Origin of the sequence: Chromobacterium haemolyticum, from assembly GCF_009936155.1 — a bacterium.
GTDB classification, from domain to species: domain Bacteria; phylum Pseudomonadota; class Gammaproteobacteria; order Burkholderiales; family Chromobacteriaceae; genus Chromobacterium; species Chromobacterium haemolyticum.
Map to the genome: position 1 here is coordinate 3,968,533 of NZ_AP019312.1, position 16,749 is coordinate 3,985,281.

Below are 16,749 nucleotides of genomic sequence, written 5' to 3' on the forward strand. Positions count from 1 at the left end.
AAAAGATGAAATGGACCGACGTGCTGGACATCGCCATCGAACTGGCGGAAGCCCACCCGGAAATCGACCCCAAAACCGTGCGCTTCGTCGACTTGCACAACTGGGTCGTCGCGCTGCCGGGTTTTGACGACGACCATAGCCGCGGCGGCGAACGCGTGCTGGAAGCGATTCAACAAGCTTGGATCGACGAGGTGGAATAAGCGCTCGCCCCCCTGTTTCGGCAAGGCCGCGTCTCCTGACGCGGCCTTTTTGCCGTCTAGCGTCAAAAAACCCACGGCCGCCGCATAGGAAAAGCCGTGCCGATGGCGGTATCATCGGACAAAGGCTGCGACAGCCCGCCGGCAGCCTCCTCTTTCGAAACGGAGCTCCCTGATGTTTACCCTCATCATCGGCAATAAAAACTATTCCTCTTGGTCCCTGCGCCCCTGGCTGGTGCTGAAAATGCTGGACGAGCCGTTTGAAGAGCAGCAAATCGATCTTTACCTGTCCGACACCAAGGCCCGCATCCTCGCCGCCAACCCGGCCGGCAAAGTGCCGGTGCTGATAGATCGCAAGCTGCGGGTCTGGGATTCGCTGGCGATCTGCGAATACCTGGCCGAGTGCTTCCCCGCCGCCAAGCTGTGGCCGGACGACGCCGGACTGCGCGCGGTCGCCCGCTCCATCGTCGCCGAGATCCACTCCGGCTTCTCCGCCCTGCGCGAACACCTGGCGATGAATCTGACGCTGCGCCATATCAATTACCAAAGCACGCCGGCGGTGGAGTTCGATATCGCCCGCATCATCTCGCTATGGGAAGAGCATCTGCCGCGCCATCAGGCCAACGGCGAATTCATCTTCGGCGGCTTCAGCATCGCCGACGCCTTCTTCGCGCCCATCGCCACCCGCTTTCACACTTACAACGTCAAATTGCCTGAGCAGTCTCAGGCTTACGTCAACCGCCTCCTGGCTTTGCCGGCCATGCGGGAGTGGTATGATGCCGCCCAGGCGGAAGGTCAGCGCGGCCAATAGCGTCCGATGTCGCAATTAGAGTGGAAGGACGCGCCATAACTCATTAGAATGGCGCGTTTTTTTATCATTTTTACGCGTAGAAGGATAGTTTCATGACCACCCCGTTCATCATCGGCGTTGCAGGCGGCAGCGGCAGCGGTAAAACCACGGTGACCAATCAAGTGCTGGAAACCATTGGCTCCGAGATGGCGGCTGTGATCATTCAAGACTATTACTACCGCGATCAGAGCCATCTGACCTTCGAACAGCGGCTGGCCACCAACTACGACCACCCGCAAGCCTTCGATTGGCCGCTGCTGATCGAGCACATCGACGATCTGCGAAACGGCCGCGCCATCGAAATGCCGGTCTACGACTTCGCCAACCACACCCGCGCCGAGGAAACCATTACCATCCAGCCGGCGCCGGTCATCGTCATCGAGGGCCTGTTCCCGCTGTACGACGCCGCGCTGCGCGACATGATGTCCTTGAAAATCTTCGTCGACACCGATTCCGACGTGCGCTTCATCCGCCGCCTCAAGCGCGACATCACCGAGCGCGGCCGCACCACCGACAGCGTGATCGAGCAATACCTGACCACGGTACGGCCGATGCACAACCAGTTCATCGAGCCGACCAAGCGCTTCGCCGACGTGATCCTGCCGCACGGCGCCAATGATCCGGCGGTGGATATTATCACCACCAAGGTGGCCAGCCTGATGGTACGCTAAGAGCGGGCAACAAAACCCCTGATGCTGCGTTGCGCCGACTTGTCGTACTCAAGTACTGCCTGCGTCGGCGCGCCTTGCCTCAGGTGCTCTACGAGCTTTTGCGAACCGCTCAGACTTAATGCGGCGGCGTCCGCGCCGCCGTTTTCCGCCCGCTCTTGGCAGCGGGCTCCAAGCACAGGAGTACTTCCATGCACACAATCAAACCGCGCAATCCGCACGCTTGCGCGCCCATCATGAAAAAAGGCGGCGCCCACGGGCGGAGCCGCTCCGGACAGCGCCAGGCCGGACGCCAGGCCATATTGGCCGAACTGGATCTTGATCTGGACTGGAACGAAGCGGACGCCTACCCGCCGCAGGCGCAAGCCGCTGCCGACGATGAGCCGGCGGTTTTTGGCGACGTTAAAAACAAAGAGCCGCGCATTGCGCGGCTCTTTGTTTTTAACGGTGCCCTGCCAGCGGCTACGCCCCCGACTTCAACTGCAGCAAATCCCAGCGGTTGCCATACAAATCCTCGAACACCACCACGGTGCCGTATTCCTCCTCCCGCGGCTGCTCGCTGAAGCTCACCCCCGCCGCCGCCATGCGGCGGTAATCGCGCCAGAAGTCGTCGGTATGCAGGAAGAAACCGACGCGACCGCCGGTTTGCGCGCCCACGACGGCTTGCTGCCGTGCATTGCTCGCCTTGGCCAGCAACAGCGCACACTCGCTCGCCCCGGGCGGCGCCACGCGCACCCAGCGCTTGTCCTCGCCCTGACGCTCATCCTCCAGCAGCACAAAACCCAGCTTGTCCACATACCAGGCGATGGCCTCGTCGTAATCGGCCACCACCAAGGCGACCGAACCCAAAAACTGTTTCATCTCACGCTCCAAACAAAAACGGCGCCCCCAAGGACGCCGTGACGCGCTGAGCCCGCTCAAGCCCCAAGAGGCCAAGCCGACAGCGCTTACTTGCCGATATGCGGCGCCAGCATATGCAGCAGTTGCGCCAGCACTTTCGGATTGGCGGCGACGATATCGCCGGACTCCAGCCAGCCCTGCTCCCCGGACAAATCGGTAACGATGCCGCCCGCTTCCTGCACGATCAGGCTGCCCGCGGCGATGTCCCAGGGCTTGAGATTCAGCTCCCAGAAGCCTTCCACGCGGCCGCAGGCCACATTGCACAGGTCCAGCGAGGCCGCGCCTTCGCGACGCACGCCGGCGCTCTTGGCCAGCACGTCCTTGAGCATGCCCAGGTATTGGTCGATATAGCTTTGGTCGGACACCGGGAAGCCGGTGGCGATCACGCACTCATTCATCATGAAGCGCTTGGATACGCGGATGCGGCGATCATTGAGGAATGCGCCGACGCCGCGCGAGGCGGTGAACAGATCGTTGCGGTTGGGGTCGAAGACCACGGCTTGCTGCACCTGGCCCTTGTGCGCCAGGGCGATGGAAATCGCGTACTGCGGGTGGCCATGCAGGAAGTTGGTAGTGCCGTCGATGGGATCGATGATCCACTCGTATTCCGACGAACCGATGCCTTTCGCGCCGGACTCTTCTGCTAGAATCGCGTGCTTGGGATAAGCCTCCAGAATGGAAGCGATGATGGACTCTTCCGCGGCGCGGTCCACTTCGGTCACGAAGTCATTGTGTTTCTTGCGCTCTACGCGCACCGCGTCGAGATTCAGCGACGCGCGCTGGATGACACTGCCGGCGCGGCGAGCGGCTTTCACCGCGACATTGAGCATCGGATGCATTGACGGCCTCTACACTTTCAACCATGACAAACGTCCGCCACATGACGCGACGTCTGCTAGTAACAATCTGGGTTAAGGAACAAGAAAAACCCGGCGCAATCGGGCAAGGCGGCATGCCTGCCCATCCGGCAAGCGCTGGCCTTGCGCGCAAAACGGCGCGCGGGCTTTTTCGATAAGCCGGCTATTTTAATGTGAAACTGCTGATGAATAAACCCCAAGTACCTGATTTTCTGAAAAACATTCGCGTGGTGTTGGCTCGCCCCAACCACCCCGGCAATATCGGCTCCGCCGCCCGGGCAATGAAGACCATGGGCCTGAGCCGGCTCTATCTGGTTGAACCCAAAGTGTTTCCCAGCGATGAAGCCAATACCCTGGCCTCCGGGGCGGTGGATCTTCTCGAACACGCCACCGTGGTGCCCAGCCTGGCCGAGGCGCTGCAAGACGTCACCATCGCCTGCGCGCTGACCAGCCGCCGCCGCGAGCTGACCACCCCGCTGTCCACCCCGCGGCAAACCACGCCTGAACTAGTGGCCCGCGCCCGCGACGGCGAACAAGTGGCCCTGGTGTTCGGCAACGAAACCTTCGGCCTGTCGATCGAAGAAGTCGAGCAGTGCAACCGTCTGGTCACCATCCCCGGCAATCCGGACTACTTCTCGCTGAATCTGGCAATGGCGGTGCAGGTTATGACCTACGAGCTGTTCAGTCACACCGGCGTGGACGTCGATTATCTGCGCGCCGACAGCGACGCGGCGGCGCTGGGCGAGGTGGAGGGCTTCTGCGGCCATCTGGAACAGACCATGGACAAGATCGGCTACTTCCGCCGCCGCAACAGCGAGCGGATGATGCGCCGGATGCGCACCCTATTCAACCGCGCCGGCCTGCTGCGCGAGGAGATCGACATCCTGCGCGGCTTCCTCAAACAGGTGCAGCGTGCTGCCGACGGCGAAGTCCGTCGCGACGCGCCCGGACCGAATGGCGAATAAGCCGCCGTTCACCCTGCCCTACGCGCATCCGGCGGTGCGCGATCTGGCTTTTCTTCTCACCGCGCCCTCTCCCTGGAAAAGCGGCGCGGACATTCCGCCGCACCGGCTGCTGGGCCCCGACGGCCCGGCGCTGCTGCAAGCGCTGGACGCTCATCCCGCCGAGCTGCGGCACTGGCTGGCGCGCCAGCCCACCCGCCGCCTGGGTCATTACGCCGAGCGCTTGCTATCGTTCTGGTTCCGCTTGGCGCCGCACATCGAACTAGTCGCCAGCAATCTGCCTGTGCGCGGTCCAGACGGCCGCACCGTCGGAGAATTCGACTTCCTTTTGCGCCTGGACGGCCAACCGCTGCACCTGGAAGCCGCCAGCAAGTTCTACCTGCAGCTGGGCCGCAGCGCCGATACGCTGACCGGCCCCAGCCTGCGCGACGCCTGGGCGCTGAAAGCCCATAAGCTGCAGACCCAGCTGCGTCTATCCCGTCACCCCGCGGCGCAAGCGACGCTGCCGGAAGGCTTTGCCGGCTGCGCGGTCGGCGCCCGGCTCAGCGGTTGGCTGTTCCACGCTCAAGACACCTCGCCGGAACCGCCGCCCGGCGCCCTGCCGCTATACGGGCAATACTGGCCGCTGCGCGGCGACTGGCCTGCGTTGAACGCGGACTCCCGCTGGGCCTGGCTGCCCAGGCTCAGTTGGCTGGCGCCTGCGCGCCTCTCGCGGGAACACACCGCCGATGCGGCGGAACTGCGCGCGCGGCTGGAACAGGCAGAGGCACCGCAATTGCTTGCCGAACTGCAACCCGGCCCGGACGGCGACTGGCATGAAGTGGCGCGAGGCTTCGCCGTTCCGCCGGGATGGCCTCAAGAAGCGCCGTTGTCGCGCTTGTTGCGGCAAATCGCGGACTGCGCGCCGCCGCAATGAAAAAGGCAAGCCTCATGGCTTGCCTAAGAGGCTGTTCATAATCTGCTGCGCTTCGTGATACGCCCCACGGTGAGTACCGCTTCGAAATGCTCATGTACCACTATGTACATTCCGCTTTCTCAGCGGTTTTCGCCTTGTCTCGCTCTTGCTCGCTAGATTTTCAACTGGCTCTAAGAACCTGTTTACGATCCGCTTTCTCAGCCGTTTTCGTCTGACCTCCTCTTGTCTCGCGAGATCATAAACACGCTCTTACGTCTTTCGCGGCTCCGTAGAAGCGGCGGGATCAATGACCGTTGGCGTGAGCACAGCCGGAAATCAGCGCCTTCAACTCATCCACCATCACCAACTGGATGTGCTTGTGATCGACCGTGATCCAGCCTTGCTGCTGGAACTTGGACAGCGTGCGGCTGACGGTTTCCAGTTTCAACCCCAGGAAGCTGCCGATTTCCTCGCGGCTCATGCGCAGGATGAAATCATTGGCGGCGAAGCCGCGGGTGGACAGACGCTGGGACAAATTGAGCAGGAAGGCGGCCAGGCGTTCTTCCGCCTTCATGTTGCCCAATAGCAACATTACATTTTGATCGCGAACGATCTCGCGGCTCATCAGTCGGTAGAAGTGGTGCTGCAAGGTGGGAATTTCGCGGCCCAGGCTCTCCATGCGGCTGAACGGCAACTCGCACACCTCGCTATCCTCCAGCGCGATGGCGTCGCAACCGTGAACATTGGCGGAAATACCGTCCAAGCCCATTAGTTCGCCGGACATGTGAAAGCCGGTCACCTGCTCGCGGCCGTCCTGACTGGCCACGCTGGTCTTGAAGAAGCCGGTGCGCACCGCGAACAGCGAGCGGAAGCCCTCGCCGCTGCGGAACAGGTACTCGCCGCGCTTCAAACGGCGGCTTTGACGGATCACTGCGTCAAGCTGGGTCAGTTCCTCGCGGTTGAGCCCCACTGGCAGACAGAGTTCCTTCAGGCTGCAGTTGGAGCAGGAGACCTTCAGGTTATGCAAAGAGATATGGTTCTGATCGGACATGGCATGTTTAGTACAAGCTTGCGACGAAGCTTGACCCTTATCAAAGCGAAATTCGCAGGATTTCCGCAAATTTACCAGTCCACCAGAGGTTTTGCCATCCAAATACGACATGAAGACCACCCACCCATTTTCTCCTGCCCATTTTGAATTCGACCGCGCTCTGATTGAACGCCTCGACGGGACAGGTCCTAGATATACGTCATACCCGACAGCAGATCGCTTTACGCCGGGTTTTGCCGAAAGAGACTACATCCACTGGCTACGGCAGCGCAGCATCGGCGCCAACCGGAAACCTTTATCATTGTACGCTCATATACCTTTTTGCAACACTATCTGCTACTACTGCGGTTGCAACAAGATCATCACCAAGGATAGCGGCAAAGCCGACTTGTATCTGGACTACCTGGAAAAGGAAGTCCAGATGGTCGCCTCCTGTCTGGGGCGCCGAGAGCAGGTGATACAGCTGCATTTCGGCGGCGGTACCCCGACTTTCCTGTCCGACGCGCAACTGGAACGATTGATGACCTTGCTCAAGACTCATTTCGAGTTCTTGAAGGAGGGGGAGTATTCCATAGAAATAGACCCGCGCAAAGTCAGTGCAGCTACAATTTTCAAGCTGGCCGAATTAGGTTTCAACCGCATCAGCGTCGGCATTCAGGACTTCGAGCCCGCGGTGCAGCAGGCGGTGAACCGCGTGCAGTCCGAAGCGGAAACTCTAGAGGTGATCCAGGCGACGCGCGACGCCGGCTTCAAGTCCGTCAGCGTCGACCTGATTTACGGCCTGCCCTTGCAGACCCGTGAATCGGTGCGTCGCACGCTGGACAAAGTGATCGCCATAGGACCGGACCGGCTGGCGCTGTACAACTACGCCCATTTGCCCACCGTGTTCATGCCGCAACGCCGCATCAACGAGGCCGATCTGCCGTCGCCGGAAACCAAGCTGGACATCCTGCAGGACTCGGTGCAACGCCTGGCCGACGCCGGCTATGTGTTCATCGGCATGGATCACTTCGCCAAGCCGGACGACGAACTGGCCTCCGCCTTGCGCCAGGGCCGGCTGCAGCGCAATTTCCAGGGTTATTCCACGCATGCGGACTGCGACATGATTGGCCTTGGCGTGTCCTCCATCGGCAAGGTCGGCCCCTGCTACAGTCAGAGCGCCAAAGATCTGGACAGCTACTACGCGGCGCTGGACAGCGGCCATCTGCCGGTGCTGCGCGGGCTGACGCTGGACAATGACGACATCCTTCGTCGCAGCATCATCCAGGGTCTGATGTGCCGTTTCTCGCTGTCCGTGGAAGCGCTGGAGGAAATTCACGGCATCAACTTCGCCGAGTACTTTGCGGAAGAGTTGCCGCAGATCCGCGAATATCAGCAACTGGGGCTGCTTTCCTTCGACGGCGACTTCATCATGGTGGAACCCAAGGGCCGTCTCCTGATCCGCAATATCGCGATGATCTTCGATAAGCACCTGCGCGAGCGCCGCACCCAGGCTCGCTACTCCAAAACCATTTAAGCCAGTCCCATGACAAAACAGCCCGCGTCTAAACGCGGGCTATTTATCGTTGGAGCCTGGCAAAAGCTTACCAGATGTCTTTTTCCACCTTGGCCGCCAGTTCCGGGTAATCCGCCACCTTGAACACAGGGGTGGACTCGCCTTGCTTCAGCTGACGCTCATAGTCCTTCAACACGATGAAGAAGTAACGCGACAACAACACAATGGCCACCAGATTAATCAAGGCCATCAAGCCCATGGCGAAGTCGGCCATGTCCCATACCAGCGGCAAGCTGGCCACCGCGCCGAACATCACCATCGCCAGCACGATCAGCCGGAACACCAACAAGATCCACTTGTTGCTGCGAATGAATTCGACATTGCCCTCGGCGTAAGCGTAATTGCCGATGATGGTGGAAAAGGCGAACAGGAACATCGCCACCGCGAGGAAGGACGCCCCGATCGGGCCGAACTGGGCCTCGATGGCCTTCTGCGTCAGCGCCACCCCGCTCAAACCCTGATCATGCACGCCGGACAACAGAATGATGGCCGCCGTGGCGGTACAGATCACCATGGTGTCGATGAAGACGCCGAACATCTGGATCGCGCCCTGGCTTGCCGGATGGCGCGAGGTCGCCGTCGCGGCGGCGTTGGGAGCGGAACCCATGCCCGCCTCATTGGAAAACAGACCGCGCTTGATACCCAGCATCATCGCCTGGCTCACGGCGTATCCGGCAAAACCGCCCGCGGCCTGCTCCAGACCAAAAGCGCTCTTGACGATCAACACAATCAGACCGGGCAACTCGGCGGCATGCACCGCCAACACATAGAAGGTCATCAGCAAATAGACGGCCGCCATCACCGGCACCAGCCATTCGGCCACCCGCGCCACCGAGCGCACGCCGCCAAAGATGATGGGCGCGCTCATCACCACCAGGGCGATGCCCACCATATAGCGGTTCCAGCCCCAGGCGCCCTCGGTGGCCGCCACGATGGAGTTGGCCTGCACCGCGTTGAACACCAAGCCGAAAGCCAGAATCAGGCACAAGGCGAAGATCACGCCCAGCCAGCGTTGCCCCAGGCCTTTCTGGATGTAGTAGGCCGGACCGCCGCGGAAGGTGTCGTCATGGTGATTGGTCTTGAACAGCTGCGCCAAGGTCGATTCGGCGAAAGCGCTGGCCATGCCCAGCATGGCGGTCAGCCACATCCAGAACACCGCGCCGGGTCCGCCGGCGGCAATGGCGATGGCCACGCCGGCGATGTTGCCGGTGCCCACCCGGCTGGCGAGGCCGGTGGCGAAGGCCTGAAACGGCGAGATGTCGTCCTTGCTGCGGTGGCCGCCGCGGCCGCCCATCATCTCGCGCCAGCCGCGCGCAAAAAGCCGCAACTGCAACAGGCCGGAGCGCAACGAGAAATACAAGCCGACGGCCAATAACAGGCCAATCAGCACTTTGCCCCAAATCACATCATTGGCGGCATTGATAAACGAATGAAGCAAGTCCATGGATCCTCTATAAAGCTCTGAGCGTGGCAATCTGGAAAATAGGCGACGCGCGCCGGAAGGATTGCAGACAGGAAGGTTGTCCTCGCCGCGGTCTTGGCGCCGGGCTTGAAAATTGCAGCCTTGACGAAACCGTTCCCCGCGACCGTCGGGTCGCCTGGTTCAGGACACTGCTTCGTCAGACTGTTCGATGCAAAACCCGGCGAATTTAGCAAAATAGAGTGATTGCTGGCAATGCCGGGCAATCTTGGCCAAAGCCTCGCAAACGTCCATTCCCCCCGTTTCAACGCACGCCTTTGTCATTGAATCGTTCCGAATAGCCGGACGCTGACCCAATGCCAAAACAATCCAAAGGCATTTTCGATGCCCCAGGCATTATTGCCGGTTATTCGCCCTGGCCAGACAAGCCAAAGCTCAGGGCCCTTAGCTAAACGAACTGATAAGCGCCTCATCCGACAAGTCATCGCATTTCATGCGGCAATCGCAGCCCGTGAAAATTGCCTATTCTGGAACTGGCGAAGCAGACGTCCACATTGCGTGCGTCGCCGCCACAGTCAGGAGCGAAATCATGACAACACCCGTGGTAAGGCTGATGCAGCGCTTGAGCTACCCCAGCCGCTTTGCGCTGATCGGCACGGTCTTTGCCGTCGCCTTACTGTATATGGTGTACGGTCTGTATCGAACCAATCAGGACAATATCGATTTTTCGCAAAAAGAAAGAGTCGGGGTGTCCTATATCCAGCCGCTGCAGCATTTGCTGGGCGCGCTGGAGCAAGCGCAGGACCTGGCCGTGCGCGCGGCTCAGGGCGAGGCCGCCGCCAAGGCGGCGCTGCCCGCGGCCCAGGCGCAATTGGAACAAGGCTGGAATCAACTGCAAAGCGCTCATGAACAGTACGGCGCCATCCTGCAAACCGAGGAGGCCTGGAAAACCGCCAGCGCCGCGCGAGGCACGCTGTCGCGGATCGGCGGCGCCCCGCCGCCGCAAGTGATCGCCAGCTTCGACAGCACCGCGGACAAACTCAACACCTTGCTCGGCGCCGCCAGCGACAACTCCAATCTGACGTTGGACCCGGACATCGACAGTTACTATCTGATGGACGCCGCGACCGCCAAGCTACCCGCGCTCAGCAACTACGTCGGCGAAGCGCTGGCCTGGGCCGCCAAATCGGAAGCCGGCCAAACGCTGACACCCGCCGAACGCGACCGCCTAGTGGAGTTGCGCCCGCTGATCAACGGCGCGCTGGACGGCTTGAACAGCGATCTGGCCAAGGCGCTGGCCTACAACCCGGCCTTGAAAAACGAACTGAACGCCGAATCCCAGGCGCTGGCCGCCTTCCATCAAAGCCAGGCCGCGTCCATCGACAAGGCCATCGCCGGGCAAACCGGCGCCGCCGTGGCCCTGGGCGGGATGGCTGCGAAAAACGCCGAAATCGGCGCCCGCTTCAGCGATGTGACGCTGAAAAACCTGGAGGCGCTATTGCAGGCCCGCATCGAACGGATGCAGGCTCAGCGCAATTTCTACATCGGCATCGGCCTGGCCGCGATGCTGTTGGCCAGCTTCCTATTCCACCAGCTCTATCTGTCCATCACCCTGCAACTGGGCGGCGAGCCTTTCTACGTGCAAAGCGTGGTCGAACAATTAGCCGCAGGCCAGCTGGGCACCCGGATCCAACTGCGCGAGCAGGACAGCAATAGCTTGCTGGCCTCCATTGGCCAGATGCGCGACCAATTGCGCGACACCGTGACGCAGTTGCTGGACACCTCGCGCGAAGTCAACGCGGCTGCGGACCAGATGGCTCAAAGCGCCCAGAACGTCTCCCATAGCAGCACCCGGCAAACCCAGGCGGCGGCCAGCATGGCGGCGGCGATCGAAGAGCTGAGCACCAGCCTGATGGTCAGCGCCGAGCAATCTGAACAAGCCAATCAACTGTCGCGCGCCGCGGTCAGCCAGTCCAGCGAGGGCAACGCCATCATCCACGACGCCAGCGCCAGCATGGACAGCATCGTGCGCGACGTGTCTTCTGCCTCGGAAACCATAGGCGCGCTGGGCCAGCAATCGGAATCCATCGCCAGCATCGTCGATGTGATCCGCGATGTCGCAGACCAAACCAATCTGCTGGCGCTTAACGCCGCCATCGAAGCCGCGCGCGCCGGCGAACAAGGCCGCGGCTTCGCCGTAGTGGCCGACGAAGTGCGCAAGCTGGCGGAACGCACCGCGCAATCCACCACCGAGATCAGCACCATCGTTTCCGACATTCAGCGCACCTCGCAGCAGGCCATCACCAATATGCAAACCGGCATGAGCGCCATCATGAAAGGCCAGGAGAACACCCGCAACGCCGGCGCCAGCATCGCCTCCATCCGCCAATGCGTGGATCAGGTGCTAGACAGCATCCATCAAATCACTCAAGGTCTGAAGGAACAGAGCAGCGCCAGCCAGTCGCTGGCGCAAAACGTGGAAAGCGTGGCGCGGATGTCGGAAACCAACGCCAGCGCCGTCGAAGCCAGCGCGCAGACCGCCGGCGAACTGCAATCGGTGTCGCAACGGCTGGGGCAGCTCGCCGGCCGTTTCAGTGTCTAGACTACAATGCCGCGCCCGCTGATAAAGCTGATCGCGGCGTTGGCTTCGGCACCCGCCGCGGCGGCCGGGCTGACCATTCTGGTCAGCCCTCAGCCTCCCATCATCGAAGTCTCCGCCGATCAGCAACACGTCTCCGGCGCCGCCATCGACTTGATGCGCGCGCTGTCCCAGCGCGCCGGCCTGCCGTTCAAGTTTACGCCCTACCCCACCGCCCGCGCCGTGCTGCTGGTCCAGCAGACCCCGGACGCCTGCTTGACCGCCGCCCGCTTTCCGGAACGCGAAACACTGTTCCGCTGGAGCGAACCTGTCATCCGCCTGCGGCTGGTGCTGCTGGCGCGCCATGACGAAACCCGCGACTTCGGCGGCGTGGAGCAGGCCAGGCAATTCCATATCGGCGCCGTGCGCGGCACCGCCGTGGCCAGCCGGCTGAAACAACAGGGCTGGACGCTGGACGAAAGCGCGGACGCGGAGACCAATCTGCGCAAGCTGCAACTGGGCCGCATCGACCTGCTGGCCACGCTGGACGTGGGCATACAGAGCCTGGCCGACAAAATGAAAATGGCGACGCCGCGCGTCGCCCTGGTGGTGAACGAAACCGACATCTATTTCGCCTGCCACCCGCAATTAAGCGACGACGTCATGCAGCGGCTGAACCGCGCCATCCTGGCGATGAAGGCGGACGGCAGCTTCAAGGCCTTCAATCTGAAATAGGCCGCAGCAGATCCAAACGGTCGGTGCAGACGCTGTCTACGCCCCAAGCCAGCAAACGTTCGGCATCGGCCGGCTGATTCACCGTGTAGCACAGCAATTGAAAGCCCGCTTGCTTGACGCTGGCCGCCAAGGCCGCGTCCAAGCTCTGATAGTCGCAATGCAAGGCCACGCAGTCCAGGTCGCGCAAGCGCGACAGCCAGTCCGCCGGCACTCGCTCCACCAGCCAGGCGCGCGATAGAGCCGGCGCGGCTTCCCCCGCAGCGCTCAGCGCCTCGGCGGAAAAAGACGACAGCAAGGGCTGCAACGCGGCGCCGGCCCACAGCCGGGCGGCTTCTGCCGCCACCGCAGCGCCGGTTTCCGCCTCCCGTCCCGGGCAGGGCTTGATCTCGATGTTCAAGGCAATGCCGTGCGCAAGGCAGCAGGCGGCGACTGTGTCCAGCGTCGGCATGGGCTCGCCGGCAAAAGCCGCGCCCTTCCAGCCGCCGGCGTCCAGCCGCGCCAATTCCGCCATGCTCAGCGCCGCCGCCGCGCCGCGGCCATTGCTGGTGCGCTCCACCGTGTCGTCATGCAGCAGAAAACAGACATTGTCGGCCGACAGCTTCACATCGCATTCGGCGCCGCGGTAGCCGTAACGCAGGCCTTCGCGAAATCCCGCCAGGGTGTTCTCCGGCGCCAGAACGCCGCCGCCGCGATGAGCGATGAAGCGGGGATAAGGCCATTGCCGGCCAGGCGTGGAGTAAGACATGGGCGCTTCCTTGCAGACCTCGAACAAAAGGCATCATTGTCGCCGGCGAGGATTGCAGACGGATGACGCGCTCCCAGTATGGCAAAAGCCGCCTTCGCAGAGCAAAGACGGCTTGGTCAAACACGGCGCCGGATACTGGCTTATTGGTAAGTCAACGCATTGGCCTTGCCGTGGAACACCCGGTAGACAAAGGCGGTGTACAGCAGAATCACCGGCAGCACCACCACCGCGCCCCAGAAGATCACCCACAAGGCCGCGGTGTCGCTGGCCGCCTGCCAGATATTCAGCCGGCCAATCACCACCTCCGGGAACACGCTATAAGTCAGGCCCCAGAACGACAGCAGCACGATGCCGACGGTGCAGGCGAACGGCGCCCAGCACCAATTATCATTGCCGGCTGCCTGACGCGCCGCCAAGCGCGGCAGGATCACCCACAGCGTGGCGAATAACACAATGCAGCCCAAGGGCAAGGGCAGCAGCAGCAAGAACTCCGGCAGGGCGAACCACTTTGCGGCGATATGGCTGCTGGCCAGCGGCGTGGCCGCCGACACCAGCAGCACAGACAGACCGGCGCCGGCCAGGCTGCGCCGCGCCCAAGCCACCGCCTTGGCTTGCAAAGCGCCGCTGGTCTTCATGATCAGCCAACCGGCTCCCAGCAAGGTGTAAGCTGCAGCCAAGCCGATGCCGGCCAGCAAGGCAAAGCCCCAGGCCAGCCAACCCTCGGCGAAGCCGGTCAGGTAGCGGCCCAGCATCACGCCCTGAGTCAGCGCCGCCAACAGCGAGCCACAGGCGAAAGCGACATTCCACCACGGCTTATGCGGCTCGCGCGCCTTGACGCGAAAGTCGAAGGCCACGCCGCGCACTATCAAGCCAGCCAGCATCAGCGCCACCGGCAGATAGAGCTCGCCCAGAATGATGCCGTGCGCCAGCGGAAAGCCCACCAGCAACAGGCCCACGCCCAGCACCAGCCAGGTTTCGTTGGCGTCCCAGAACGGGCCGATCGACGCGATCATCATGTCCTTCTCGTCGTCCTCGGCGAAGGGCAACAACAAGCCCACGCCCAGATCGTAGCCATCCAGCACAACGTAAATCAGCATGGCCAGGGCCATCAGGCCGGCGAACACCACCGGCAACCAATACACAGCGCCACTCATGCCAGTTTCTCCTCAAGATGCGCGGCCTCGCCGCCGGACTGGCCGGCCGCCTTGCCCGCCATGTAGAACAAGACCGACACATAGGCGGTCAGCAACACCAGGTACAAACCCAGATACATCGCCAGCGTAGACGCCACCATACCGCCGGTCGCCGGACCCGCCGCCTGCGCGGTGGTCAGCACGCCCTCCACCAGCCACGGCTGACGGCCGATCTCGGTCACGTACCAGCCTGCCAGGGTCGCGACCCAACCGGCGAAGGTCATGCCCACCAGCGCCCGCAGCATCAGCGGCGCCAACTGGCCGCGGCGACGCAGTTGCCAACAGGCCAGCCAAGACACCAGCAGCATCAGCGCCCCCACGCCGGCCATCACGCGGAAGCTCCAGAACACCTTGCCCACAGGCGGATGCTGAGCGAACTCATTAAGACCGCGGATCTCGCCGTTAGGATCATGAGTGATGATCAGGCTGGCCAGCTTGGGAATGCCCACCGCCATATCGTTCTGACGGGTTTCCGCATTGGGCAGAGCGAACAGCAACAGCGGCGCGCCTTTCTCGGTATGCCAGATACCTTCAATCGCCGCCAGCTTGGCGGGTTGATGCTTGAAGGTGTTGAGGCCGTGCATGTCGCCCACGAAAATCTGCAGCGGAATCAGCAAGGCCGCGGTCACCACGCCGGTTTTCAGCGCCATCTTCGCGCCGTCGCTGCGGTCGCCCTTCAGCCGGCGATAAGCGGACAGACCCGCAACCAGAAAGGCTGTGGTCAAGCCGGAGGCGATCAGCATATGGGTCAGCCGGTAGGGCAAAGAGGGATTAAAAATCACCTCCAGCCAACTGGTCACCACCGCCTTGCCGTCCACCATCTTGAAACCGGTCGGGGTCTGCATCCAGGAATTCAAGGCCAGAATCCAGAACGCCGACACCGTATTGCCGAAGGCGACCAGGAAGGTGGCCCAGGTATGCACTCGCTCGGGCACCCGTGAACGGCCGAACAGCATCACGCCCAGGAAGGTGGCCTCCAGGAAGAAAGCGGTCAGGATTTCATACGCCAGCAGCGGGCCGGCGATATTGCCCACGGTCTGCATATAGCCAGGCCAGTTGGTGCCGAACTGGAAGCTCATGGTCACGCCGCTGACCACGCCCAGGGCGAAGGACAAGGCGAAGATCTTCACCCAGAAGCCATAGGCGTCCATCCAGCCTTGCTGACTGGTTTTCAGGTAACGCAGCTTGAAGAACAGCAGCACCCAGCCCATCGCGATATTGATGGTGGGAAACAAGATGTGAAAGGAAATATTGGCGCCGAACTGAATGCGCGCCAATACCAGCGGGTCAAAGTCCATAGCTACTCCCTGTCGCCGTCGCGACTGGTCAGTTTCGAAAGCGAGTGGGTGAACTGCAGGATCTTCTGCACCTGCGAACCCAGTTTCATCAGGCGCTGCAAGGTCTCCACGTCCATGTGCTGGATATCGGAGAACCAGGTGGTCACCAGTTCGATCAACTGGTGCATCTCCTTCATCCGCGCTTGGGCGTGGCGTTCAGCGTCGCTGGCCGGCGTCTCCATGATGGCGCCGCGCAACATGGTCAGCGTAGGCTCCACCTCGCGCTTTTTGCGCTCCTCGGCCAGGGTTTTGAAAATGGCCCAGACATCGTCGGGCGTGGAGAAATATTCGCGGCGATCGCCGGGGAAATGCTGCAGCCTGACCAGCCGCCAGGACTCCAGCTCCTTGAGACCCATGCTGACGTTGGAGCGTGAAAAGCTCAGACTCTCTGCGATTTCATCCGCGTTCAGCGGCTTCTCCGAGACATAGAGCAGCGCGTAGATCTGCCCGACGGTGCGATTGATGCCCCAGCGGCTGCCCATTTCACCGAAATGCAGCACGAACGACTGGACGAGTGGCGATAAATTCATGACGTTCTCAATTTTCAGGAATTTCTGAAACTTTGATATAAATCATAAATTCGCAACGAAACCAAGTCAATCACAACCATCATTGAGCCGTACGCTTGACAGAACTTCAAACCATGCATATCGCATCTTTGCAGTCAGTGCCTGCACGGCTGACGCCGCAGTCGGGCTGCGCTAAAATAGCGCCGACTCTCCAAAAGCCTCGCCGCGCGCGGCGGCGAAACATAAATCAGGGATGCCCTGGCGCCCGCGCGGCCTTGATGCGCGGGCAGTCGCCAC

The 16,749-nt window shown here is 61.8% G+C and carries 16 protein-coding genes; 8 read left to right on the forward strand and 8 right to left on the reverse strand.

The window, feature by feature from the left end:
* The first annotated feature begins 5 nt into the window (after positions 1–5).
* From iscX to udk, 3 genes are all read left to right on the forward strand, one after another.
* Positions 6–200, forward strand: coding sequence for a Fe-S cluster assembly protein IscX (gene iscX, locus GYH29_RS18175; protein WP_019102788.1), 195 nt, complete (start codon positions 6–8; stop codon positions 198–200).
* Between the two features lie 172 nt (positions 201–372).
* A complete protein-coding gene (locus GYH29_RS18180; RefSeq protein WP_019102789.1) occupies positions 373–1,008 on the forward strand; it encodes a glutathione S-transferase family protein in 636 nt (211 codons plus the stop codon).
* 92 nt (positions 1,009–1,100) lie between these two features.
* Positions 1,101–1,718 carry a uridine kinase gene (gene udk / locus GYH29_RS18185; protein ID WP_043590824.1) on the forward strand — a complete coding sequence of 206 codons (618 nt, stop codon included), beginning with the start codon at positions 1,101–1,103 and terminating at the stop codon, positions 1,716–1,718.
* A gap of 459 nt (positions 1,719–2,177) precedes the next feature.
* Here the strand turns inward: udk and GYH29_RS18190 are convergent, their stop codons facing one another.
* Entirely contained in the window at positions 2,178–2,576 is a 399-nt protein-coding gene (locus tag GYH29_RS18190) for a VOC family protein (RefSeq protein WP_081574276.1), read from the reverse strand.
* A gap of 86 nt (positions 2,577–2,662) precedes the next feature.
* Positions 2,663–3,454, reverse strand: a complete 792-nt coding sequence (locus GYH29_RS18195) for an inositol monophosphatase family protein (RefSeq protein WP_019102792.1) — start codon at positions 3,452–3,454, stop codon at positions 2,663–2,665.
* A 203-nt stretch (positions 3,455–3,657) separates the two neighbouring features.
* Here GYH29_RS18195 and GYH29_RS18200 point away from each other — a divergent pair, with 203 nt between their 5' ends.
* Together GYH29_RS18200 and GYH29_RS18205 are read left to right on the forward strand one after the other, a co-directional pair.
* Positions 3,658–4,437 (forward strand): RNA methyltransferase, encoded by a 780-nt coding sequence (locus GYH29_RS18200; RefSeq protein ID WP_019102793.1) that lies wholly within the window; start codon positions 3,658–3,660, stop codon positions 4,435–4,437.
* On the forward strand, positions 4,427–5,350 hold the full coding sequence (locus tag GYH29_RS18205) for a DUF1853 family protein (protein WP_081574275.1): 924 nt from the start codon (positions 4,427–4,429) through the stop codon (positions 5,348–5,350). Before GYH29_RS18200 ends, GYH29_RS18205 begins: the two co-directional genes overlap by 11 nt.
* A 283-nt stretch (positions 5,351–5,633) precedes the next feature.
* Here GYH29_RS18205 and fnr read toward each other — a convergent pair whose 3' ends face one another.
* A complete protein-coding gene (gene fnr / locus GYH29_RS18210) occupies positions 5,634–6,380 on the reverse strand; it encodes a fumarate/nitrate reduction transcriptional regulator Fnr (protein WP_043590811.1) in 747 nt (248 codons plus the stop codon).
* A 109-nt stretch (positions 6,381–6,489) separates the two neighbouring features.
* Between fnr and hemN the strand changes: the two genes are divergently transcribed.
* Complete coding sequence (gene hemN, locus GYH29_RS18215) at positions 6,490–7,896, forward strand: oxygen-independent coproporphyrinogen III oxidase (RefSeq protein WP_161524222.1); 1,407 nt, start codon at positions 6,490–6,492, stop codon at positions 7,894–7,896.
* A gap of 67 nt (positions 7,897–7,963) precedes the next feature.
* On the opposite strand, the gene GYH29_RS18220 is transcribed toward hemN, so the two are convergent.
* Entirely contained in the window at positions 7,964–9,379 is a 1,416-nt protein-coding gene (locus GYH29_RS18220; RefSeq protein WP_019101096.1) for an alanine/glycine:cation symporter family protein, read from the reverse strand.
* A 565-nt stretch (positions 9,380–9,944) separates the two neighbouring features.
* Here GYH29_RS18220 and GYH29_RS18225 point away from each other — a divergent pair.
* A complete protein-coding gene (locus tag GYH29_RS18225) occupies positions 9,945–11,957 on the forward strand; it encodes a methyl-accepting chemotaxis protein (protein ID WP_161524223.1) in 2,013 nt (670 codons plus the stop codon).
* A 6-nt stretch (positions 11,958–11,963) separates the two neighbouring features.
* Entirely contained in the window at positions 11,964–12,668 is a 705-nt protein-coding gene (locus tag GYH29_RS18230; protein ID WP_107731547.1) for a substrate-binding periplasmic protein, read from the forward strand.
* Here GYH29_RS18230 and ugpQ read toward each other — a convergent pair.
* The 4 genes from ugpQ to GYH29_RS18250 all read right to left on the reverse strand — a co-directional run bounded on the left by ugpQ (position 12,655) and on the right by GYH29_RS18250 (position 16,473).
* A complete protein-coding gene (ugpQ, locus tag GYH29_RS18235; RefSeq protein ID WP_043590802.1) occupies positions 12,655–13,413 on the reverse strand; it encodes a glycerophosphodiester phosphodiesterase in 759 nt (252 codons plus the stop codon). The genes GYH29_RS18230 and ugpQ overlap by 14 nt on opposite strands.
* A 140-nt stretch (positions 13,414–13,553) precedes the next feature.
* Positions 13,554–14,567, reverse strand: a complete 1,014-nt coding sequence (locus GYH29_RS18240) for a cytochrome d ubiquinol oxidase subunit II (RefSeq protein ID WP_161524224.1) — start codon at positions 14,565–14,567, stop codon at positions 13,554–13,556.
* Entirely contained in the window at positions 14,564–15,904 is a 1,341-nt protein-coding gene (locus GYH29_RS18245) for a cytochrome ubiquinol oxidase subunit I (RefSeq protein ID WP_019100877.1), read from the reverse strand. Before GYH29_RS18245 ends, GYH29_RS18240 begins: the two co-directional genes overlap by 4 nt.
* Positions 15,905–15,906: 2 nt before the next feature.
* Positions 15,907–16,473 carry a GbsR/MarR family transcriptional regulator gene (locus tag GYH29_RS18250; RefSeq protein WP_043590797.1) on the reverse strand — a complete coding sequence of 189 codons (567 nt, stop codon included), beginning with the start codon at positions 16,471–16,473 and terminating at the stop codon, positions 15,907–15,909.
* Between the last annotated feature and the right edge of the window lie 276 nt (positions 16,474–16,749).

Bases quoted from the DNA above. Each gene is read 5' to 3' on its own strand.
- iscX (WP_019102788.1), top strand. From the start codon at position 6: ATGAAATGGACCGACGTGCTGGACATCGCCATCGAACTGGCGGAAGCC.
- GYH29_RS18180 (WP_019102789.1), top strand. From the start codon at position 373: ATGTTTACCCTCATCATCGGCAATAAAAACTATTCCTCTTGGTCCCTG.
- udk (WP_043590824.1), top strand. From the start codon at position 1,101: ATGACCACCCCGTTCATCATCGGCGTTGCAGGCGGCAGCGGCAGCGGT.
- GYH29_RS18190 (WP_081574276.1), bottom strand. From the start codon at position 2,576: ATGAAACAGTTTTTGGGTTCGGTCGCCTTGGTGGTGGCCGATTACGAC.
- GYH29_RS18195 (WP_019102792.1), bottom strand. From the start codon at position 3,454: ATGCATCCGATGCTCAATGTCGCGGTGAAAGCCGCTCGCCGCGCCGGC.
- GYH29_RS18200 (WP_019102793.1), top strand. From the start codon at position 3,658: ATGAATAAACCCCAAGTACCTGATTTTCTGAAAAACATTCGCGTGGTG.
- GYH29_RS18205 (WP_081574275.1), top strand. From the start codon at position 4,427: ATGGCGAATAAGCCGCCGTTCACCCTGCCCTACGCGCATCCGGCGGTG.
- fnr (WP_043590811.1), bottom strand. From the start codon at position 6,380: ATGTCCGATCAGAACCATATCTCTTTGCATAACCTGAAGGTCTCCTGC.
- hemN (WP_161524222.1), top strand. From the start codon at position 6,490: ATGAAGACCACCCACCCATTTTCTCCTGCCCATTTTGAATTCGACCGC.
- GYH29_RS18220 (WP_019101096.1), bottom strand. From the start codon at position 9,379: ATGGACTTGCTTCATTCGTTTATCAATGCCGCCAATGATGTGATTTGG.
- GYH29_RS18225 (WP_161524223.1), top strand. From the start codon at position 9,945: ATGACAACACCCGTGGTAAGGCTGATGCAGCGCTTGAGCTACCCCAGC.
- GYH29_RS18230 (WP_107731547.1), top strand. From the start codon at position 11,964: ATGCCGCGCCCGCTGATAAAGCTGATCGCGGCGTTGGCTTCGGCACCC.
- ugpQ (WP_043590802.1), bottom strand. From the start codon at position 13,413: ATGTCTTACTCCACGCCTGGCCGGCAATGGCCTTATCCCCGCTTCATC.
- GYH29_RS18240 (WP_161524224.1), bottom strand. From the start codon at position 14,567: ATGAGTGGCGCTGTGTATTGGTTGCCGGTGGTGTTCGCCGGCCTGATG.
- GYH29_RS18245 (WP_019100877.1), bottom strand. From the start codon at position 15,904: ATGGACTTTGACCCGCTGGTATTGGCGCGCATTCAGTTCGGCGCCAAT.
- GYH29_RS18250 (WP_043590797.1), bottom strand. From the start codon at position 16,473: ATGAATTTATCGCCACTCGTCCAGTCGTTCGTGCTGCATTTCGGTGAA.